Origin of the sequence: Frankia sp. R43, assembly GCF_001306465.1 — a bacterium.
GTDB classification, from domain to species: domain Bacteria; phylum Actinomycetota; class Actinomycetes; order Frankiales; family Frankiaceae; genus Parafrankia; species Parafrankia irregularis.
Genome location: NZ_LFCW01000002.1, coordinates 868144 through 888360, shown reverse-complemented (window position 1 = coordinate 888360; position 20217 = coordinate 868144). Strand labels below are relative to the sequence as shown.

The window sequence follows — 20217 nt, the reverse complement described above, 5'->3', positions numbered from 1 at the left end:
TCAGAGCATCGGCGGGGGCATGTCCGAGGAACCCTGGTCCTGGTCGATTCCCTGGAGGAAGCGGCGGGTCTCCGGGGACACCGGGGCCGCGAGGTGCCCGGTGAAGCCGTCGATCAGGGTGCTGACGAACAGGCCGAACGGACTGACGTGCTCGCCTGCCGCGATCGCCCGCTCGCGCCGCGCGGCGGCATGCACGCTGAGCTCCTGTACCTCGCGGATGCGCAGCGTCCGCACCGGCTCATCCAGGTGTGCCAGCAGCCGGCGCATGTCGTCGAAGAAATCCTGCTGCGACTGCTGGATCTCCGTCGACTGGGCGAGCGCGCCCGACTCCTCGCTGCGCTGTAGCTGCTCGACGAAGGACACGTAGAGGTTGTCGGGCGACTCGGCCAGTTCAAGCACCGGCAGCAGCTGTGCCTCGAAACGTGCCCGCAGGTCGTCCCGGTCGATGCGGGCGAGCAGCAGCGCGCGCCGCTGCACCAGCTGGGGCAGCCGGTGCGCGAAGATCGCTTCGATCAGCTGGCTCTTCGAGCCGAAGTGGTAGTGCACGGCCGAGTTGTTGGCCGACCCGGCCTGGGCGGCGATCTGCCGCAGGGACACCCCGTCGATGCCATGCTCGGCGAACAGCCGCTCCGCGGCCAGCAGGAGCCGCAGCGCCATCGCACCGGGCGGGGTGCCCGGCACATGGCTCGATGGGGTGCCCTGCGGCTGGTTCATGCCCGGCCCGCTCGCCAGTGTCGAGCAGCGTCGTGCAGCACCTCGCCCTTGGCGAAACCGTAGTAGGCACTGAAGTGCAGGATGATCTCCTGCATCTCCTCGTAGCTCACATCGCCCGACTCTAGTGCCGAACCGACGTGCGAGAAGATCGGCCCGACCGCGTCCGACGCCCCCACGCAGGGGATCGTGACGAGTCGTCGTTCACGGCGACTCAGACCCGGTCGGCGCCACACATGACCGAAGACGAAATTGAGGATGCCGGCGTAGAAGTACGGCGAATCGGACGGTGGCGCCGGAATGACGTTGACGGTCCGGAACTCCTCCTGCCCGCCGCGGATCCGTTCCGCACGGTCCTCGGGCCCGAGATCCTCGGCGGTCAGGGTCGGCCAGGGCGGTGCCTCCTGCCCACGCTCCTCGTGCAGCCGCTGCCACTGCGCACGGACGGTCTGTTCCAGGAACGAGGCCTTCGGCCAGCCGCAGTAGACCGCGAAGTGCAGTGTCACCTCATTCAGCTGCTCGATGGTCAGATCGCCGCTGCGTAACGCCGCGTAGACGTGGTCGGCGATCGGCGTCGCCGCGTCGGCCGCGGCGACGCAGGCCAGCGACACCAGGCGCCGGTCGCGGATACCCAGGTCCGGGCGGCTCCAGATCTCCCCGAACAGGAACCGCCGGGACGTGGCTTCGAAAGGTGTCTCCACAGCCGGCGGCTCGACGGTCATCACCGCGCGGTAGAGCTCGTCGGCGGGCATGCTCACAGTCATGATCGTTCCTCTCGTGCGGCGGACGGACGGACGTGCGGCGGACGGGCCGGCCGCCGCGGTGCCGTTCGCGGTGTCCGATGACTGCTGCGCGATGCGGACCTGCAGGTAGGCGTCCAGGTCAGCAGCCCGGGTGACCAGCTCGTCGGAGATCTCGGGCACGGTGAGAACGAGGAACCGCCCCTCCGCCACGGCTTCGGCCACCAGCTCGCCCACGGTCTCCGCCGAGACGAGGGGGTGGTCGGGGGCCCGCGGCGACGCGGCCACCTCGCCATAGACGGCGATCTGTTCCACGATGTTCGTGATCACGCCCGAGGGGCAGACGCAGGTGACCCCGACACCGCACGGGCCCAGGTACAGCGCCAGCGCTTCGGACAGCCCGACGATCGCGTGCTTGCTCGCGACGTAGGGCAGCCGGTCGAAGCCGTAGGCGAGCAGCCCCGAGGCGGACGACGTGTTCACCACGTGCCCCGAGCCCTGGGCGAGCAGCACCGGGAGGAAGACCCGATTGCTGCGCGCCACACTCATCAGGTTCACGTCGAGGACACGCTGCCAGGCCTCGTCGGGCAGCGACTCCGGCGCGCCGAGGGCCAGCACGCCGACGTTGTTCATCACGACGTCGACCCGGCCGAACCGTTCGAGGCAGGCGGTGCGCATCGCCGTGAGGTCGGCCTCGCTTGTGGCGTCGACCCGCAGGCCGATCGCCTCGCCGCCGTCGGTGGCGATCTCCGCGGCGACGGCCTGGGCCCGGGCCGCATCGAGGTCGCTCACGACTACCCGGGCGCCGCGGCGCGCGAACGCGAGCGCGCTGGCCCGTCCGATGCCGCTGCCCCCGCCGGTGACGACCACGGCGGCTCCGGCGAGTTCCAGGGGATGTGTCATCCGATGCAGGCCTCCCTCAGTTAAAGCGGACAGCTTAGAAAGCAAGGTAGTCGCCTTCACGGGCAGGCGCACGCCACGACGGGGAGAAGGAGGAAGGTCCAAATAGTTTAGATACATGGGCGCACGCCATCAACGGCGGACGCTCGCCCCGCAGCACGCCGGCGGGCCGGCCCAGCCAGCAGCTGGAGCTGTTGCGCCACACACGCCGCTGGTACTCTGACTTCGGCTTGCGATCAACTGCGGCTTTCCGCCGTCAGGACGGACTGCAGGCTAGCGGCGCAGACCTCCGAAACATATAGTTCTTTTAAGCCGCTACCACCGTGAGGCCTGCCCATGGACTTCCAGTTACGTGACCCCCTCGAGACCGCCAGCCGCCTGCGCAGCTGGCTCACCGACGTCCGCGGGCTGACCGACGTCGAGGTCGGGGAACCGACCATCCCGGCCGGGACCGGGGCATCCAACGAGACGGTCCTGTTCGACGCCAGCTGGGCCGGCCCCGCCGGGCCGGAACGGCATCACCTGGTCGCGCGCATCGCGCCGACGAGCTACGTGGTGTTCCCCGACGACACCTTCGCGCTGCAGTTCCACGTGATGCGCGCGCTCGCCGAAGCCTCCAGTGTGCCGATGGCCCGCATGCACTGGTTCGAGCCGGACATCTCCTGGTTCGGCGCCCCGTTCTGGATCATGGAAAGGGTCGCGGGCCTGATCCCCAGCGACACTCCGCCCTACGCGTCGGCCGGGTGGCTGGCCGACGCGTCGCCCGAGCAGCAGCGGCAGGCCTGGGTGAGCGGGGTCCGCGCACTGGCGGGCATCCACACCACCGCGCTCGCCGATCTCGACGTCCCCGCGGGCCTGCTGGTGCCCCCGGACGATCCGGTGGGCGCGGAGCTCGACCGCTACGAACGGTTCCTGGCCTGGGCCGAGGAGGGCAGGCCCTTCGAGCTGGCCCGGGACGCACTCGCCTGGCTCAGGCGCAACAAGCCGTCGACACCCGTCGACGCCCCGGCGCTGTGCTGGGGGGACGCCCGGCTCAGCAACCTCATCTTCCAGGACTTCGAGGTCGCCGCGGTGCTCGACTGGGAGATGGCGAGCGTCGGCGACCCCCTCCTGGACCTGGGCTGGTGGATCTTCGCCGACGAGACGCTCACCACCGGCCCCGGTGTCAACCGGCTGCCGGGCTTTCCCTCCCGCGACGAGACGGCCGCGCTCTGGCAGTCGGTCACCGGGCGCCCCACGGACAACCTCGACTACTTCGAGGTGTTCGCCGGGCTGCGGTTCACCGTCATCATGGTCCGGATCGGGAAGCTGGTCGTCGACATGGGTTTCATGCCCGACACCTTCCCCTACGACAACATGGTCAGCCAGGCCCTCCGCCGAGTGCTCTCCCAGGTCTGACCACGGCCCAGCGCGACTGCGCAGGGGGTATACGCGGGCCGAACAATCCCGACAAGGAAAGGAGATCACGTTGACCCGTGCCATCGACTGCCTGGTGAACGTCGACTTCGGCGACACGAAGAAGCAGCCCGACTGGATGGTCCGTGTGAAGGAGGACTATTTCAAGGGCGGCGACAACTTCTTCCGCAGCCCGGAGCTGCCCGAGCTGCTGGAGGACATGGACGCGAACGGTGTCGAGCGCGCGGTCCTGATCGCGAAGGCCGGGAAGCCCGACGGCCGGGCGTTCCAGTTCGCCGAGGCCCGCCCGGACCGGTTCGCCCTCGCGATCGGTGGCTTCAACCTGCTGCATCCCATGCCGACGGTCCGCGCCCTGGAGTCGTTCGCCCGCGACTTTCCGGTGGTGAGCGCCACCGTCGGCCCCAGTTTCTGGGGTGACGGCATGTACCCGCCCACCGACCCGGTCTACTACCCCCTTTACACGAAGTGCTGCGAGCTCGACCTGCCGCTGTGCGTCAACACCGGCATCCCCGGCCCACCCCTGCCGGCCGAGCCCCAGGACCCGATTCACCTCGACCGGGTCTGCTACCGGTTTCCCGAACTGAAGCTGTGCATGATCCACGGCGCGGATCCGTGGTGGGACACCGCGATCCGCCTGATGATCAAGTACCGCAACCTGCGCCTGATGACGTCGGCGTGGTCGCCGAAGCGGCTGCCCGAATCGCTGCTGCACTTCATGTCGACCCGCGGCAAGAACCGGGTCATCTTCGCCTCGGACTACCCCGTGCTGTCGTTCAAGCGGTGCCTCGGTGAGGCCGAGGCCCTCCCGCTGACCGATGAGGTCCGCGACAACTGGCTGTACGGCAATGCGGATGCCTTCTTCTTCAACCGCGAGCCCGCCTCGTAACAGCGGACGCCATACCGCGGAAAGCCTGGATGGCGGACCAACCGTCGGTCCCGCCATCCAGGCTCAGCGCTTGCGAACGACCGCGCAGAGGCCGTGCTCTATCGCCCGCCGGCGATCAGCGGCCCTTCCAGACGGGAGTCCGCTTCTCGGCGAAGGCACGACCGGCCTCCTGGGCGTCCTCACTCCCCATGAGCGTGCCCATCGCCGCGAAGACCGGCTTCATCGCCGCCTCGTCGTCGCCGAGCTCGGCACGCATCAGCCGCTTGGTCGCGGTGACGGCGAGCGGGCCGCCGAGCCCGATGCGGGCGGCGAGCCCAAGCGCCGTGGGCAGCAGCTCGTCCTGGGGCACCACGCGGTTGATCAGGCCCCAGCGCAGCGCCTCGGACGCGGGAATCGGCTCCCCGGTGAGCCCGAGCTCGAGGGCGACCGCGATCGGCAGCCGCTGCGCCAGCCGGGTGCCACCGCCACCGGCCAGCAGGCCACGCCGGACCTCGGGCAGCCCGAACGGCGTGTCCTCGACGGCGACCACGAGGTCACAGAACATCATGACCTCGAAGCCACCGCCCAGGCAGGCACCGTTCACCGCGCCCAGCAGCGGCTTCGGGAAGTCCCGCAGCGCGTTCAGGCCATCCATGACGGGCTTGAGGTTCTCACCGCGGGCCAGGGCCTTGAGGTCGAGGCCGGCGCAGAAGCTGCGGTCACCGGCACCGGTGAGAACGACGCAGCGGATGTCCGCGTCGTCCGAGGCACGTGCGAGGGCGTCGACGATGCCCTGGCCGACCTCGCCGTTCAGGGCGTTGCGGGCCTCGGGGCGGTTGATGGTGACGACGAGCGCGCCGTCGGTCAGGTCGGTGAGGATGCTCATCTGGTCGCTCACTTCGGGGCGAAGCGCTGGCCGCCGTCCAGACGGATCGTCTGGCCGTTGAGCATCGGGTTCTCGACGATCCCGACGGCGAGCAGGGCGTACTCCTCGGGCCGGCCCATCCGCTTGGGGAAGGCCGCGTCCTTCGTCAGCACCTTCTCGTAGTCCTCGGGGATCCCCGCGGTCAGCCCGGTGTGGAACAGGCTGGGCGCGATCGCGTTCACCCGGATTCCCAGCGAGCCCAGCTCCCGGGCCATCGTGAGGCTCATCGCCGCGACACCGCCCTTGGCCGCGGTGTAGGCGATCTGGCCGATCTGGCCCTCGAACGCGGCGATCGACGCCGTGTTGATGATCACGCCCCGCTCGCCCTCGGCGTTCGGCTCGTTGGTGGCCATCCGGGCGGCCGCCAGCCGGGCCACGTTGAACGTGCCGACGAGGTTGAGATCGATGGTCTGCTGGAACTCCTCGATGGGCAGCGGACCCGTCTTGCCCAGGGTTCGCCCGGGCCTCGCGCCACCCGCGGTGTTCACCACGACGTCGATGCCTCCGAGCGCGGCCACGGCCGCGTCCAGGACCGCCTCGAACCCGGCGAAGTCGGTGACATCGCAGGGGTGGAACGTGCCGTTGAGGCCGGCGGCGACCGCTTCCCCGTCGCTCGCGGCACGGTCGAGGATCGCGACCCGGCCACCGCGGGCACCGATCAGCTCGGCCGTCGCACGGGCCATCCCGGAGGCGCCGCCCACGGCGACCGCCCGTATGCCTTTCAGTTCCACGTGATGCTTCCTCTCTGAGGTTCACGTCCTGGCCGGCCCGGCCGGTTCCTGGCCGGCCACCCGATGCGGGTGGTGGGCCCGCGCCTCGGCCGCCCCGCCCGCTGGACGACATCCGCAGGCGGCGAGGCTGATTTTGGATAAAGTATTTCTTTCTTTTATCCCTGCGGACCGGTCACCCGCAAGCACAGCGCGGGCGACCGGTCCGGATGCGGCACCGAACCAGCTAACTCGAAAAATCTACACTTTTTGGGCGTCATGTTCACGCCGCACCTCACGGAGGATCGACGCCTCACCGATCCGCGTACCGCCGCCGGCAGGTGCGGCAGGCGGGGTCCTCCGCGGCGACCGCCCAGCCGGCGGCGGCATGCGGGTGCGCGGACGACACGGCTGACCACAGCGCGGCCCGCGACCGTTGCGCGCGCACCACGAGAGAAGCTAGGCTCCGTAATATCTATATGTTTACGGTGCCTGACGTCGGTGCAGGGCAGACGGACGAGAGGGAGAAACACCCATGGGGTTCGAGTCGATCCAGTACGACGTCGCCGACCGCATCGCCACGATCACCTTCGACCGGCCCGACCAGCTCAACGCCCTGAGCCCGGCCATGATCGAGGAACTGCGCCGTGCCTATGCAGAGGCCGAGGCCGACGACAACGTCTGGATCCTCGTCATCACCGGCAACGGCCGGGCCTTCTGCGCCGGCGCCGACGTCGGCGAGATCTCCGGCGACGGACGGGTCGTCTACGAGGAGCCGTACCTGACGACCTACCCCCAGTGGGAGGCCCCGCAGGAAGGCACACCCCCCTTCCGGACCATGACCAAGCCGATCCTCGCCGCGATCAACGGCCTGTGCTGCGGCGCCGGGCTCGACCTCGTCACCACCGGGGACATCGTCATCGCCTCCGAACGCGCCGAGTTCTTCGACCCGCACGTGAGCATCGGCCTGGTCAGCGGACGGGAGGCCGTCCGCCTCGCCCGCGCCCTGCCCACCAACATCGCCATGCGGATGGCGCTGATGGGCCGGCACGAGCGCATGAGCGCCCAGCGTGCCTACGATCTCGGGCTCGTCTCCGAAGTCGTCGAACACGACCGGCTGCTCGAGCGCGCCCATGAGATCGCCGGCATCGTGAACCGCAACGCCCCCCTCGCCGTACGCGGCACCCGCCTCGCCATCCGCAAGGGCCGCGACCTCCCCCTGCACGAGGCCGAGATCATGGCCGAGGCCTATCGCGAGCGCGTCGTACGCACCGACGACGCCCAGGAGGGACCGCAGGCGTTCATGGAGAAGCGCACGCCCAAGTGGCAGTGCAGCTGATCCCGCGGACCGTGGCCGTTGCGGCCGGCGCCGAACGCGCCGGTCCGTGGAAGGCAGGTGGCCTGGGCGGGGCGACCAGCGGAAGGCGACCCGTGGAAGGTAACCAGCGGAAGGAAGGTCAAGCCAGGTGACCGAGGCCGGGAACGCCCGCGGCGGTGAGCGGGCAGCGCCCCGCGAGAAGCCGCAGCGGATCGCCGACGAGCTCCGACGGCTCATCGTGCAGGGCGAACTGGCGGAGGGTGAGTCACTCGGCCGCGAGCCCGACCTCGTCGACCGCTTCGGCGTGTCCCGCCCGTCGCTGCGGGAGGCGCTGCGCATCCTGGAGACGGAAGGCCTCATCTCCGTGCGCCGCGGGGTGCTCGGCGGTGTGATCGTCCATCAGCCCGACGAGCGGTTGACGGCACGCACGGCGGCGATGGTCCTGCAGGCCCGCAACGTCCCGCTGGTGGACGTCTACGACGCCCGCAGCATGATCGAGCCGGTCGCGGCAAGGCTGGTGGCCGCGTCGCGCTCGCACCGGTCGGCGGCCGCGGAGCTGCGGCGGCTCACCGCCGAGCAGCTTGAGGTGGTTGACGATCCCGAAGCATTCGGGCAGGCCAACTCACGTTTTCACAGCCGGCTCGTCGAGCTCGCGGGCAATCAGACGTTGTCCATTGTCATCGAGATGCTCAACGAGGTCGTCGCCCGGGCGGTGGCCGCGGTGAGCCAGCCCGACGACGCCGGCGACGCCACCAGCACCAAACTGCGCGGCCTGCGTTCCCAGGCCCGGCTCGCCACCCTCATCGAGCAGGGCGACGCCGGCGCGGCCGAGGAGCACTGGGCCGGGCACATGAAGATCGTCGGTCGGGTCATGCTCGCACAGCGCGCGAAGACCGTCATCGATCTGATGCAGCACGCCTTCTGACCGGGTGTCGTTCCTGACCGGGTGTCGTTCCTGACCAGGTGTCGTTCCTGGCCGAATGCGGTCCGGCGTTGGTGGTTGCCCGGCAACCGCCGGTGGCGGATACGGCGGTACGGGCGTACGGTTGCGCCACCTACGAGCGAGCAGGCGCACCCTGTGGCGAACTTCGGTGACTATCAGTTCGAGATCTACCTCAACGGCCTCTCCGGCGTCATGCCGACGATGCCGATGACCTATGCCGAACTGGAGGAACGCGGCTCCCGGGCGCTCGACCCGTGGCTGCTCTCGTACGTGGCCGGCGGTGCCGGCGACGAACACACCCAGGATCTCAACGTCTCGGTGTTCGACGACTGGGGCCTGATTCCCCGGATGCTCGTCGACGGCAGCCAGCGGGATCTGTCGGTCGAACTCTGCGGGATGACGCTGCCGTCACCGCTGCTGATGGCTCCCGTCGGCGTGATCGGTGTGTGCGCCCAGGACGGCCACGGAGACCTGGCGGTGGCGCGGGCTTCGGCCAGGACCGGCGTACCCATGATCGCCTCCACTCTCGCCACCGACCCGTTGGAGGATGTCGCATCCCAGCTCGGGGAAACTCCGGGATTCTTCCAGCTCTACACACCCAACGACCGTGAGCTGGCCGAGAGCCTGGTGCACCGGGCTGAGAAGGCGGGCTTCAAAGGGATTGTCGTCACGCTCGACACCTGGGTTCCGGGATGGCGGCCCCGCGATCTCACCCGATCGAACTTTCCCCAGTTACGCGGGCTGGCACTCGAGAACTACTTCAGCGACCCGGTCTTCGTCTCCCGGCTGGCCAGACCGCCGCGGGAGGATCTCCAGGCCGCCGTGGGGACCTGGGCGCTGACCTTCGGCAATCCGAGCCTTACCTGGAAGGACCTGACCTGGTTCCGGTCCATGACCAGCCTGCCGCTGATCCTCAAAGGAATCATGCATCCGGAGGACGTCCGACGAGCGGTCGACGGTGGTGTCGACGCGATCTACTGCTCCAACCATGGTGGTCGCCAGGCGAACGGCGGGCTGGCCTCGCTCGACATGCTGCCCGATGTCGTCGAGGCCGCCGGCGAGATCCCGGTGGTCTTCGACTCCGGTGTGCGCTCCGGTGACCACGTCGTCAAGGCGCTCGCGCTGGGCGCCCGGGCGGTCGGCGTGGGAAGACCGTATGTGTACGGTCTGGCGCTCGGCGGCGAGGACGGAGTCGTCCACGTGCTGCGTTCGCTGCTCGCCGAGGCCGACCTGCTCATGGCGGTCGACGGCTACCCACGGATCGCCGACCTCGGCCCCGCTGCCCTGCGCCGTCGATAGGTCTTCCGCGCGCGGTCCGGCTTCAGGAAAGCGGAAGACGGATTCGACCGGCGGCCGCCGGGGCCTGTCGCAGGCCCGCCTCGAAGGCCGGTACCCAACGGGTGTGGTCACCCACATCCGTGCCGATGGCCTCGCGCGCGGCATCGTCGGGCACGACGCGTGTGGTGCGGGTGCCCTGCACCAGCACGTCGCCCGAGTCGACCCCGAAGGGCTCCACCAGGACAGTCGTCTTCGCCCCGGCGGCAAGATGCGGATGGGATCCCCCGGCGAGGGCTCCGTCGATACAGCGACGGCCGTTGATCGTGACCGGCGGATAGGCACCGGGCATGGCACAGCTCGCCGCCACCACTCTCGCCAGCGGAGCGGCGCTGGCGCGGTCCCACACCACGGGCTCACCGGTATCGAGATCCACGGTGGTGATCAGCATTGCGCGCTGCGGCCAGCCGCCGGCACCGACCAGGTACTCCATCGAGGCCACATGTTCCTCCTCGGCGATGGTGGGCGCGGTGAGCGCGAGCCGGCCGACGCGGCGGCGGGCCTCGGCCGGCTCCAGCCCGGAATCCCCTAGAACGGCCCGCACTCGGGCCATGAGGTCGGGATCGGGCCGGTGCCACGGTCCGGACGACTCGGGAGGCGCCGCCAGCCGCCGGAGATCACCGCCGGAGGCCAGCGCCGCGCCGGCGATCGCGCCCGCGGAGGTTCCCACGATCAGATCGGCGTCCGCCAGGTCCACGCCCTCGTCGCGAAGCCCGGCCGCGAGCCCGAACAGCCACGCCATGCCGACGAGCCCACCGGGACCGAGCACGACCGCCTGAGCGGCAGAGAACGTCATGCGCGCCAGCATCGGACCTCAAGGGAGGTCGAGGTCAAGTCCCGCCCGTGGATGGCCCGGCAGGCGGGTTCGCCGGAAATCATCCGCCCAGGACCAGCGGGCCGAGAGTTCGCGCGGCGATCTCAAGGCCCCACTTCACCTTCGCCTCCGAACCGCTCCACACCGGGTCCTCGTGCTCGACGGCGACCGTCTCGGAGAAACCCCCGTCATGGAGGACGTCGATGATGCGGTTCCAGTCGAGCTGGCCGCGGCCCGGAACGCGGTAACGGTGGCTGGCCTGGTGAGCTTGCTCGCTTCCGACCGGCCAGGCAGCGACCTCCAGCGTCTGATATCCCGACCGGACACACCAGGCCGCGATGTCGGCGAGCCCGAGCCGCGGCAGGCAGGCGGTGAACAGGCCAAGTTCCACGGTGGTCCCTTTCTGTTCTGTTCGGGACGTCGTCCTCACGGCGCGCGGGATGACCACCCGCGACGAAACCGGGTCAGGCGCCCGGTGAGCGGCGCATACGGCGGCGCGATCGAACCACATCGCGCGCCGATCGGGCGCCACGCGACGGATCAACCGGCGCAACGGCAGGGCAACCAGACGGCTCCTGGCCGGCAATCCGCGGCGACGAGACTGCCGCGTGCCTGGATCAACGACCCGTGCACGGCCCCGTCGGCCCCGGCCGGCGCCGCCCGTCGTGGGTACGACCGTGAGGAAGAGGTGCGCATGTTCCACCTGGGCTGGTTCGTCGGCAGTGGATTCGGGCCGCCGGCCTGGAACGACATGTGGTCGGGCACGCTTTCCTCGGAATGGACCAGGGGCAGCTTTTACACCGATCTCGCCCGTTCGCTCGAGCGCGCGTTCTTCGACTACCTGATCCTCGAAGACGGCCTGATGATCACTGATACCTACAAGGGGACGATGGAGGTCGACCTCGCCCACGCCTGGGAATCCCCCCGGCTGGACCCGATGGCCGCCGTGGCCGTGATGAGCCAGGCCACCTCGCGAATCGGGCTGGTGGCGACACTGTCCACGTCGTTCTGTCCACCGTTCATGGCAGCCCGGATGCTGGCCTCTCTCGATCACCTCTCCGAAGGCAGGGCCGGGGCGAACCTGGTGACGTCCAGCAGCCACCGCTCGGCCCAGAACTTCGGCTTCGCGGAGCATTTCGAGCACGACCTGCGCTACGAGATGGCCGACGAGTGGATGGACCTGGTGGATCGGCTCCTGTCCTCCTGGGAGCCCGGCGCGGTGGTCGCCAGTGGCGGGGTCTTCGCGGATCACCGCAAGGTGCACACCATCGACTTCGACGGGCGTTTCCACCGCAGCCGCGGGCCTCTCAACGCCCCGGCCGGGCCGCAGGGCCGCCCGGTGATCTGCCAGGCCGGGGGGTCACCCGCGGGCCGGGAGCTCGCCGCGAAGCACGCCGACACCATCATCGCGGTGCCGCACGGGGTGGACGCGATGCGCGCCTACCGGGACGACATCTCCGAGCGCATGCTTCGGCACGGGCGCAAGCCGGCCGACTGCAAGGTGCTGTTCCTGGTCAACCCGGTTCTGGGCGAGACCGACGCGGAGGCCCGCGAGACCCTGGCCCGCCGCCGCGCACGGCAGCACGACCCCGACGTCATGGACACCATCCTCGGGCAGATGTCCTATTTCAGCGGCATCGATTTCGCGCAGTTCGACCTGGACGCTCCTTTCCCGGATCTGACCGGCCAGGTGAACGGCCACCAGAGCTCGATGGCCCGGTTCGCCGCCGCCGCGGCCGGACGCACGCTGCGGGAGACCGTGATGGATCACGACACGGTCGAGTCGGTGGAGCTGGTCGGCTCGCCGGACACCGTCGCCGTGCAGATGGGCGAGGTGATGGACGCCGTCGGCGGCGACGGTTTCCTGATCGCCACGCCGGTGCACCGCCGTTCGGTCAGCGAGATCGTGGACGGGCTCGCCCCGGCGCTGCGCCGCCGCGGGCTCATGCGCGGGTCGTACCCGCACCGGCTGTTCCGCGACAACCTGCTCGACTTCTGATCGATCGACACTGACGCTGACTTCGTGCAAGGCCTGGCAGAACGACACCGGCGGGCGTCGGGAGGAAGCCCGGCCGCTGCGAACGCATGAGTTCGAAGGACGCCCGCCTCACTACCGCACGAGCAGCCTCACGGACCTCTGCGAGGCCGAGTGGTCGGGGCTTCGGCTCCAGGTGATCTCTATGCGATCGGTAGTAGTTCGCATGGTCCTCGCGAGGTAGAGCGTGTGCTCCGTGTCCGCCTTGATCTCGTCGAAGTCCAAGGTCTGGTTTGCGACACGCAGGTCGCCCGTGTCGATGTGAACCCCGTAGGCGGTGTCGGTTCCCGTGTTTCGGAGAAGATGGAGGCTTCCGCTCTGCCCTCCGGTGGGGACCAGTTTGAAGCGCACGCGTCGATGTTCGGCGTCGGCCACTTCGTCTGCCCGCCGGGCCTGCTCGATCCGCACTGCCTCTGCCGCAGCGTCCGCGGCACGCCTCGCCTCCGTCGCGGCGAGGTCGGCCGCACGCTTCTGCCCACGCCCGTACCAGGCTGAGAAGCCGGCGGCCACCACCGCCAGGCAGGCAACGACGAACGCGACTGTGGCCATGGGACGAACGCTAAGCGTTCGGTGCGGTTGTGGCGATTCGGGACCTCGCGCCACGCGTCAGCACCCGGGAGGCCCTGCAGGACGCGCGGGACTGCGCCGCCTTCGATGCGTACGTGTTCGCGCTGCTGGTGGCTCCGGCGGAGGCACTGTCGGCGGCGCAGCGGCGGCAGCGTGTCGAGGTCGAGCTGGTGACGCTGCGGGACCCGGAGGTTGAGGCGGCGATCGAGCGGCTGCGGCCGGGCAGGCAACGGCCGGGCGGAACCCGGGACGACGTGCGGCCCGCCCCGGTGAACACCTCTCACCGGGGCCGGACCTCCCGCCGGGCGGATCTCACCGGGGCCGCGGGCGGTATCCACCTCAGGCAGTCGCCTGCTCCTCCTTGTTGGGCCCGACCAGCTTGAAGGCGGCGCCGAACGGGTCGGCCGCGATCGCGAGCCGGCCGTAGGGAGTGTCGATCGGCGGCTGGGCGATCGTGCCGCCGAGCTTCTCGGCCAGGGCCACCGCGGCGTCGGTGTCCTCCACCGCGATGTACACACCCCAGTGCGACGGGACGCCCTCGGGGAGGAAACGCGAAGCATCCATGATCCCCGCGTACTGCTCGCCGGCGTCGTCGACCTGGACGAGGTAGCGGAAGTCGTCGGTGTCCCCCATGATCTTCGTCTTCCAGCCGAAGACCTCCTGGTAGAAGGGGACGGAGGCAGCGAAGTCACGGCTCATCAGCTCGAACCAGCCGGGCGCTCCCGGCTCGGCCAGCAGCTGGAAACCACGATGGCTGCCCTGCTGCCACAGGCCGATCACCGCACCCGCGGGATCGGTCACCACGGCCATGGTTCCCAGGTCGGCCACGGGCATCGGCGGGACCAGCACGGTTCCCCCGTGCGCGGATGCCGCCGCCACGGTCTTCTCCGCATCCGCCACCATCAGATAGGTGGTCCAGACGTCGGGGAGCTCGGCCTCCTGCTTCGGCATCCCGCCGGCGATCATCTTTCCGTCCTTGCTGAAGAACATGAAGTAGCCGCCGAACTCCTCGGACGGCTCCGCCGGGACCCAGCCGAACAGCTCCGCGTAGAACGCGCGGGCGCCTTCGACGTCCGAGGTCATCAGGTCGATCCAGCAGGGGGCGCCAGGCAGGGTGGTGTCGTTGGCGGGCATCACGGGCTCCTTCATCGTCGTGGCACGCGGCGCGCGGGGCGCGGGAGGTGCGCCCGCAGGTCGCCGTGCTCGTGCTGTCGACAGATTGGACCCGACCACCGACAGAAACTCATCGCCGCACGGCCGCGGCATTGCGAGAAATTCGCCGACGGCCTGCCGACGCCAGGCGATCGCCCGACGATCAGAACGGGTGAAGCAGGGCGCGCCGCCGTGGCCGCACCAGCGATCAGGCCTGCTCCCCCGCCGCGGCCCGCGACCGCGATCTCGATCTCGACCTCGACCTCGACCTCGTCCTCGACCTCGTCCTCGACCTCGTCCTCGACCTCGTCCTCGACCTCGTCCTCGACCTCGTCGCCGCCACGGCGGCGACGCCGGCGCTGAGCCCGGCCGCGGCCACCGTGACCGCTCCGGACAGGCGCGCCGCCACCGCCAGGTCCTCGACCTGCGGCTGACGTCCGGTGCCCAGCTCGGGACGGTGCTCGACGCCGTGGGCATACCGCAGCTCGCCGCCGAGCCGCAGGCCGGCCGCCCCGGCGAACGCGGCCTCGGCCATACCCGAGTTCGGGCTGGGGTGGCGGCGGCCGTCCCGGCGCACCGTCCGCAGCGCCTGCGCCGGTGAGCCGCCGACCACCGGGGCGCAGGCGCAGGTCAGCAGCGCGCAGACCCGGGCGGGTAGCAGGTTGGCCAGGTCGTCGGCCCGGGCAGCGGCCCAGCCGAAGCGGCGATGGCGGGCGCTGCGGTAGCCGACCATCGCGTCCAGGGTGTTCACCGCCCGATAGGCGGCGAGACCGGGCAGGCCGGCGGCCGCACCCCACAGCAGCGGTGCGACGACGGCGTCCGAGGTGTTCTCGGCCAGCGACTCGACCCCGGCCCGGGCGAGCCCGGCCACGTCGAGCATCGACGGGTCCCGCCCGCACAGCGACGGCAGCCGGGAACGCGCGGCGGCCAGGTCGGCCCGGGCCAGCTCACCGCCGAGCGCTCGGCCCTCCCGGCGCAGCGACATGCCGCCCAGCACCGTCCACGTGGTCGCGGCGGTCAGCGCCGTCAGGGCCAGCCCGGCCGCCGGGCTGGCGGGGCGGGCGGCCAGCGCTCGTTCCACCCGGTGCGCGGCCAGCGCCGGGACCCCGACGAGCACCGCCGCGTACGCGGCACCGACCAGCCGGTTGTCACGATGGACGACACGCTCGAGACTCCCGGCGACCCGGCCGAAACCAGCCACCGGATGGAACCGGGCCGGATCCGCGAAAAGCACGTCGAGCCCCGCGCCGACCAGCAGGCCCAGGGCTCGGCGGCCGATCAACCGGCCGAGCCGCTCGACGCCGGCGAGGCCGACACCGGAAGGGCCGTGGTACGCCGGGCCGGTGACGGGTTGAGCACACGTTCGGCGAGCGGGCCGAACCCGAGCCCGAGCACCACCCAGACCAGCGCCTGGGTGCCCAGCGAGGACAACCGGAAACGCCACAACAGCTCGGCCGGGAAGGATGCGGGCACCTCGTTGACCACGGGCATGAGAACGGCGGCCACCGTCACCAGCACGGTGAACGCCCCGGCCGAGGCGAGCCAGGCGTTCCATCGGCTGCTGCGGCCGGCGAGCATCCGGCCGACCTGAGCCGCGATCAGTGCGGCCAGCACCGAGACCAGAACCATCACCACGTACAGACCGGTCCGGCGGTCGATGGTGTCCGCGTTCCCGACAGCCGGGGGATTCGCCGGGTACTTGAGAAAGGGAACCAGGGCGACCGCGACGAAACCGCCCAGCGCGACGGTCGCGGCGGTGGCCCGCATCCCCGGCACGCCGATGCGGCCGTAGGCGACGGCGCACGCGATGGCGAAAAGCCCGCCCATCGCGACGCCGTACAGGCCGGTTGCGACGGCCAGGCCGATCCCCTTCTGGGTCGACCGTGACACCTCCGCGGGCTCCTCGTGCGAGTGCGTGGCCGCGGCTTCGTCGTCATGCTCGCCGTGGGAATGCGGGGTAACCGCCTCCCCCTGGGCAGCCGCCTCCTCGAGGGCGATCGCCGCGTCGACCTGCGGCTCACCCGCGATGGAGGCGAACCCGAAGGCGACCAGACCGGCGAGGAGACCTACGAGCATGCCAAATACAAGAAGTCTGCGCATCATGTGAAACGGCCTCCGCCGTCAGCGCGGAATGCTCCGCGGGCCGAGGCGGATCAGTGGCAGGGGAAACCGAGCAGGTGCCGACCATCGTGCACGAACTCGTGGATCCAGGTGCCGCCCACCATCGAGAAGGCGCCCTCCTCGGACCCGACGAAGTAGATCACGAGCAGCATGAGCACGCCCGTGAGCACAGCCCACGGAGCGATCTCACGCAGCGGAAGCTGGAGCGGCCGCGCGCCGCCGACTGACGGAGCGGGAACAACAGACGAGGGAACAACAGACTCGGCCATGCGAGGACCTCCCAGGGATCACGCGTCCCACTGGTTGTTACGTGACGAATCGGGTCTGGCTTCCACCCATGAGGGAAATCCCCCCAGGCGGTCACAGTGGCGCGGCCGCGCCGGAATCTCACCGGCTTCCTGTCAACATCACGACTATCGGCAGTCAGGCTACGAGATTTCCGAACGCACCGTCAACGGTGAGTTCCACCTGTCTGTTCCAAGTCACAACGCCGGCCGTGATCGGCACGCAACTCTTCTCACCCGAAATCCGGGCATGGGGCCGCGCCGGGTAGCACTCTGATCTCCGTCAGGAAGGAGGGACTGTGCTCCCGAGAAGGCGGCCTGGGCCGGTGACGCTGGACGCGCGGTCGGCCCGCTCGGTGCTGGTGCGGCCGGCCCACGCAGCGCTGCTCCGCTCGGCAGCGGTCCGCACGGCAGCCGCTGGCTCGGTGGTGGTCGGCTCGGCGACGCTGCTCATCGCCGGCTGCGGGAGCCGGCCGGCCGGCGGTCCACCGGCCCTGCACTGGTACGTCTACAACGAGTCGTCCGGGTCGTTCGCGGCAGCGGCGGCGGACTGCACCGAGTCCTCGGATGGCGCCTACCGGATCAGTATCGACGTCCTGCCGAACGACGCCGACGGCCAGCGCCAGCAGCTGGTGCGCAGGCTGGCCGCCGAGGACACCTCGATGGACATCCTCGCCCTCGACGTGACCTGGACGCCCGAGTTCGCCGAGGCCGGGTGGATCGAGGCCTTCGACGACGCCACCGCGCAGCGGATCACCACCGGCACGCTCCCGGTCGCGACCCGCACCGGCACCTGGGCGAACCACCTCTACGCGGCGCCGTTGAACACCAACGTGCAGCTGCTGTGGTACCGCAAGGACCTGGTTCCCACTCCCCCGCGGACCTGGGACGAGATGCTCGCGGCGGCCCGCGGTCTCGCGGCGCGCGGGAGGCCGCACCTCGTCGAGGTGCAGGGAGCCCAGTACGAGGGGCTGACGGTCCTGTTCAACACGCTGGTGGCCTCGGCGGGTGGTTCGATCCTCTCCGCGGACGGCTCTCAGGTAACGCTGGGCGCACCGGCGGCGCAGGCGGTGGCGGCAATCCGGGCGCTGGCGGACTCACCGGCGGCCGACCCGTCCTGGTCGAACCAGCGGGAGGACGACAACCGGCTGGTCTTCGAGAGCGGGGCGGCGGCGTTCCAGCTCAACTACCCGTTCGTCTATCCGTCGGCGCGGCACAACGCGCCTGGCCTGGTGCCCGAGATCGGCTGGGCGCAGTGGCCTGGCCTCGTCGCCGGGCAGCCGTCGCATCCCACCATCGGTGGCTACAACCTCGCGGTCAGCTCCTATTCGGCCCATCCCGGCCTGGCCCGGCGGGCGATCGAATGCCTGCGCGGCCGGTCCAACCAGATCCGTACCGCGATCAGGGGCGGGCTGGCGCCCACACTGGAGGCCCTCTACACCGACCGGGCGCTGCTCGACGGCTACCCGTTCGCCGCCGCGGTCGGTGAGGCGCTGCGCAACGCGAGCGTCCGACCGCGGACCCCGGCGTACCAGACCGTGTCGTTGCAGATCTCCGACGCCCTGTCGCCGCCACGGTCGGCTTCGGTGGGGCGGATCGACGGCCTGCGCACCGCGATCGCCGACGCGCTCGAGTCGAAGGGGCTGGTCCCCTGAGCGGGCTGTCGCCGCGGGCGCGGGCCGAGCGGCGGTCGGGCTGGCTGCTGTGCGCGCCGGCGGCGCTGGTGATCCTGCTGGTCACCGCGTATCCGATCGGCTATGCGGTCTATCTGTCGCTGCGCCGGTACGACCTGCGCTTCCCCGCCGACACGGCGTTCGTGGGGCTGGCGAACTACGGCACGGTGCTGTCGAGCGGGCTATGGTGGCAGGCACTGAAGATCACCATGATCATCACGGTGGTCTCGGTGGCGATCGAGTTCGTGCTGGGCCTGGCGCTGGCGCTGCTGATGCACCGGACGCTGGTTGGCCGCGGCCTGGTACGCACAGTCATCCTGATCCCCTACGGCATCGTGACCGTGGTCGCCGCCTTCGGCTGGCGTTTCGCCTGGACGCCGGGCACCGGCTACCTGGCCGGCCTGTTCGGGGACGCCGCGCCCCTGACCTCGCAGACCTGGGGCGTAGCCGTGATCATCCTCGCGGAGGTGTGGAAGACGACGCCGTTCATGGCATTGCTGCTGCTCGCGGGGCTGGCGCTGGTTCCCGAGGAGCTGCTGCGCGCGGCGCGGGTGGACGGAGCCGGGGCGTGGGCGCGGCTGCGCCGGGTGACGCTGCCGCTGATGAAGCCGGCGATCCTGGTGGCGCTGCTTTTCCGCACTCTGGACGGTTTCCGCATCTTCGACGACATCTATGTGCTGACGGCAGGCGCCCACGACACCCGCTCGGTGTCCATCCTCGGCTACGACAACCTGTTCACCGCGTTGAACCTCGGCGTCGGCTCCGCGCTGTCCGTTCTGATCTTCGGAGTCGTCGCGCTGATCGCCGTCGTCTTCATCCGGGGATTCGGGACGGCGGCGCCGGGCCAGGAAACGGACCACCGTTGACCAGCGACCCGGCAGCCGGAAACCGGGCCCTGCTGGGCTGGGTGACGGCGAACACGGTCGTCGTCGTCCTGTCGCTGGTACCGCTGCTGTGGCTGGTGTCCCTGTCGTTCAAAACGCCGGAGTCCATCGGCGACGGCCGTCTCGTGCCCACCGACTGGACACTGGCGAACTACCGGGGAATCTTCACGCAGTCGCTGTTCACCCGGGCGCTGGTGAACTCACTCGGCATCGCACTGATCTCGACCCTGCTCGCCGTCGGGATCGGCGGCCTGGCCGCGTACGCGATCGCCCGGCTGCGCTTCCCGGGGCGGCGGGCGTTGGTGGGGCTGGCGCTGCTGATCGCGATGTTCCCGCAGATCTCCCTTGTCAGCCCACTGTTCAACCTGTGGCGCCAGCTCGGGATCTTCGACACCTGGATCGGGCTGATCGTTCCGTACCTGACGTTCTCGCTGCCGCTGGCCATCTACACCCTCGCCACGTTCTTCCGGGAGATCCCGCCGGACCTGGAGAAGGCCGCCGCGATGGACGGGGCCACGCCGGCGCAGACCTTCGTCCGGGTGATCGCCCCGCTGGCGGCGCCCGGGACGGTGACCACCGCGATCCTGGTGTTCATCTTCTGCTGGAACGACTTCCTGTTCGCGATCTCGCTGACGTCCACCGAGTCGTCCCGCACCGCCCCGGCGGCGATCGCCTTCTTCACCGGGGCGTCGCAGTTCGCCCAGCCGATCGGGTCGATCGCGGCGGCGGCCGTGGTCATCACCATCCCGATCATCGTCTTCGTTCTGCTGTTCCAACGACGGATCGTCGCCGGGCTGACCTCCGGCGCGGTGAAGGGCTAGGGGTTG

General features: G+C 70.2%; 21 protein-coding genes, 1 pseudogene and 1 riboswitch. Of the genes and pseudogenes, 10 read left to right on the top strand and 12 right to left on the bottom strand.

What is annotated here, in order from left to right; genetic code table 11:
- From ACG83_RS11760 to ACG83_RS11750, 3 genes and pseudogenes are all read right to left on the bottom strand, one after another.
- The gene (locus tag ACG83_RS11760) at nt 1–714 is read right to left on the bottom strand and encodes a TetR/AcrR family transcriptional regulator (RefSeq protein ID WP_054566154.1); all 714 of its coding nucleotides are present in this window, start codon (nt 712–714) and stop codon (nt 1–3) included.
- Complete coding sequence (locus tag ACG83_RS11755; protein WP_054566577.1) at nt 711–1475, bottom strand: carboxymuconolactone decarboxylase family protein; 765 nt, start codon at nt 1473–1475, stop codon at nt 711–713. Before ACG83_RS11755 ends, ACG83_RS11760 begins: the two co-directional genes overlap by 4 nt.
- 78 nt (nt 1476–1553) lie before the next feature.
- A pseudogene (locus tag ACG83_RS11750) lies at nt 1554–2354 on the bottom strand (SDR family oxidoreductase); the annotation flags it as partial.
- Nucleotides 2355–2687: 333 nt separating this feature from the next.
- Here ACG83_RS11750 and ACG83_RS11745 point away from each other — a divergent pair.
- Complete coding sequence (locus ACG83_RS11745; protein ID WP_054566153.1) at nt 2688–3749, top strand: phosphotransferase family protein; 1062 nt, start codon at nt 2688–2690, stop codon at nt 3747–3749.
- 70 nt (nt 3750–3819) lie between these two features.
- Nucleotides 3820–4653, top strand: coding sequence for an amidohydrolase family protein (locus ACG83_RS11740; RefSeq protein ID WP_198955597.1), 834 nt, complete (start codon nt 3820–3822; stop codon nt 4651–4653).
- Nucleotides 4654–4768: 115 nt separating this feature from the next.
- Here the strand turns inward: ACG83_RS11740 and ACG83_RS11735 are convergent, their stop codons facing one another.
- Together ACG83_RS11735 and ACG83_RS11730 are read right to left on the bottom strand one after the other, a co-directional pair.
- Nucleotides 4769–5518: an enoyl-CoA hydratase/isomerase family protein gene (locus tag ACG83_RS11735; RefSeq protein WP_054566575.1), complete on the bottom strand. Its 750-nt coding sequence runs from the start codon at nt 5516–5518 to the stop codon at nt 4769–4771.
- An 8-nt stretch (nt 5519–5526) separates the two neighbouring features.
- Entirely contained in the window at nt 5527–6288 is a 762-nt protein-coding gene (locus ACG83_RS11730; RefSeq protein WP_054566152.1) for an SDR family oxidoreductase, read from the bottom strand.
- Between the two features lie 511 nt (nt 6289–6799).
- Here ACG83_RS11730 and ACG83_RS11725 point away from each other — a divergent pair.
- The 3 genes from ACG83_RS11725 to ACG83_RS11715 all read left to right on the top strand — a co-directional run bounded on the left by ACG83_RS11725 (nt 6800) and on the right by ACG83_RS11715 (nt 9824).
- Nucleotides 6800–7603 (top strand): enoyl-CoA hydratase/isomerase family protein, encoded by an 804-nt coding sequence (locus ACG83_RS11725; protein ID WP_006539423.1) that lies wholly within the window; start codon nt 6800–6802, stop codon nt 7601–7603.
- Between the two features lie 127 nt (nt 7604–7730).
- Entirely contained in the window at nt 7731–8507 is a 777-nt protein-coding gene (locus ACG83_RS11720) for a FadR/GntR family transcriptional regulator (RefSeq protein WP_054566151.1), read from the top strand.
- Between the two features lie 210 nt (nt 8508–8717).
- Nucleotides 8718–9824: an alpha-hydroxy-acid oxidizing protein gene (locus ACG83_RS11715; RefSeq protein ID WP_054566574.1), complete on the top strand. Its 1107-nt coding sequence runs from the start codon at nt 8718–8720 to the stop codon at nt 9822–9824.
- 22 nt (nt 9825–9846) lie between these two features.
- Here ACG83_RS11715 and ACG83_RS11710 read toward each other — a convergent pair whose 3' ends face one another.
- A complete protein-coding gene (locus ACG83_RS11710) occupies nt 9847–10656 on the bottom strand; it encodes a patatin-like phospholipase family protein (protein ID WP_235497830.1) in 810 nt (269 codons plus the stop codon).
- A gap of 79 nt (nt 10657–10735) precedes the next feature.
- Nucleotides 10736–11065 (bottom strand): hypothetical protein, encoded by a 330-nt coding sequence (locus ACG83_RS11705; RefSeq protein ID WP_054566149.1) that lies wholly within the window; start codon nt 11063–11065, stop codon nt 10736–10738.
- A 303-nt stretch (nt 11066–11368) separates the two neighbouring features.
- On the opposite strand from ACG83_RS11705, the gene ACG83_RS11700 reads away from it, so the two are divergent.
- A complete protein-coding gene (locus ACG83_RS11700) occupies nt 11369–12673 on the top strand; it encodes an NtaA/DmoA family FMN-dependent monooxygenase (protein ID WP_054566573.1) in 1305 nt (434 codons plus the stop codon).
- A 111-nt stretch (nt 12674–12784) separates the two neighbouring features.
- On the opposite strand, the gene ACG83_RS11695 is transcribed toward ACG83_RS11700, so the two are convergent.
- A complete protein-coding gene (locus ACG83_RS11695) occupies nt 12785–13258 on the bottom strand; it encodes a hypothetical protein (RefSeq protein WP_054566148.1) in 474 nt (157 codons plus the stop codon).
- 29 nt (nt 13259–13287) lie between these two features.
- Between ACG83_RS11695 and ACG83_RS11690 the strand changes: the two genes are divergently transcribed.
- Complete coding sequence (locus tag ACG83_RS11690; protein ID WP_054566147.1) at nt 13288–13659, top strand: hypothetical protein; 372 nt, start codon at nt 13288–13290, stop codon at nt 13657–13659.
- On the opposite strand, the gene ACG83_RS11685 is transcribed toward ACG83_RS11690, so the two are convergent.
- The 4 genes from ACG83_RS11685 to ACG83_RS11670 all read right to left on the bottom strand — a co-directional run bounded on the left by ACG83_RS11685 (nt 13616) and on the right by ACG83_RS11670 (nt 16818).
- Nucleotides 13616–14410: a VOC family protein gene (locus ACG83_RS11685; RefSeq protein WP_054566146.1), complete on the bottom strand. Its 795-nt coding sequence runs from the start codon at nt 14408–14410 to the stop codon at nt 13616–13618. The genes ACG83_RS11690 and ACG83_RS11685 overlap by 44 nt on opposite strands.
- A gap of 226 nt (nt 14411–14636) precedes the next feature.
- Nucleotides 14637–15710 carry a cobalamin biosynthesis protein gene (locus ACG83_RS11680; RefSeq protein ID WP_054566145.1) on the bottom strand — a complete coding sequence of 358 codons (1074 nt, stop codon included), beginning with the start codon at nt 15708–15710 and terminating at the stop codon, nt 14637–14639.
- The gene (locus tag ACG83_RS11675; protein ID WP_054566144.1) at nt 15707–16531 is read right to left on the bottom strand and encodes a CbtA family protein; all 825 of its coding nucleotides are present in this window, start codon (nt 16529–16531) and stop codon (nt 15707–15709) included. Before ACG83_RS11675 ends, ACG83_RS11680 begins: the two co-directional genes overlap by 4 nt.
- Before the next feature lie 50 nt (nt 16532–16581).
- Nucleotides 16582–16818 carry a CbtB-domain containing protein gene (locus tag ACG83_RS11670; RefSeq protein ID WP_054566143.1) on the bottom strand — a complete coding sequence of 79 codons (237 nt, stop codon included), beginning with the start codon at nt 16816–16818 and terminating at the stop codon, nt 16582–16584.
- Between the two features lie 53 nt (nt 16819–16871).
- A riboswitch (cobalamin riboswitch) is annotated at nt 16872–16948 on the bottom strand.
- Between the two features lie 211 nt (nt 16949–17159).
- On the opposite strand from ACG83_RS11670, the gene ACG83_RS11665 reads away from it, so the two are divergent.
- From ACG83_RS11665 to ACG83_RS11655, 3 genes are read left to right on the top strand one after another with little or no spacing between them, the layout of a single operon-like run.
- Nucleotides 17160–18488 (top strand): ABC transporter substrate-binding protein, encoded by a 1329-nt coding sequence (locus tag ACG83_RS11665; protein WP_369812873.1) that lies wholly within the window; start codon nt 17160–17162, stop codon nt 18486–18488.
- Nucleotides 18485–19372 (top strand): carbohydrate ABC transporter permease, encoded by an 888-nt coding sequence (locus ACG83_RS11660; RefSeq protein ID WP_054566142.1) that lies wholly within the window; start codon nt 18485–18487, stop codon nt 19370–19372. The genes ACG83_RS11665 and ACG83_RS11660 overlap by 4 nt, the downstream gene beginning before the upstream one ends.
- Nucleotides 19369–20211 (top strand): carbohydrate ABC transporter permease, encoded by an 843-nt coding sequence (locus tag ACG83_RS11655; RefSeq protein WP_054566141.1) that lies wholly within the window; start codon nt 19369–19371, stop codon nt 20209–20211. The genes ACG83_RS11660 and ACG83_RS11655 overlap by 4 nt, the downstream gene beginning before the upstream one ends.
- The last annotated feature ends 6 nt before the right edge of the window (nt 20212–20217 follow it).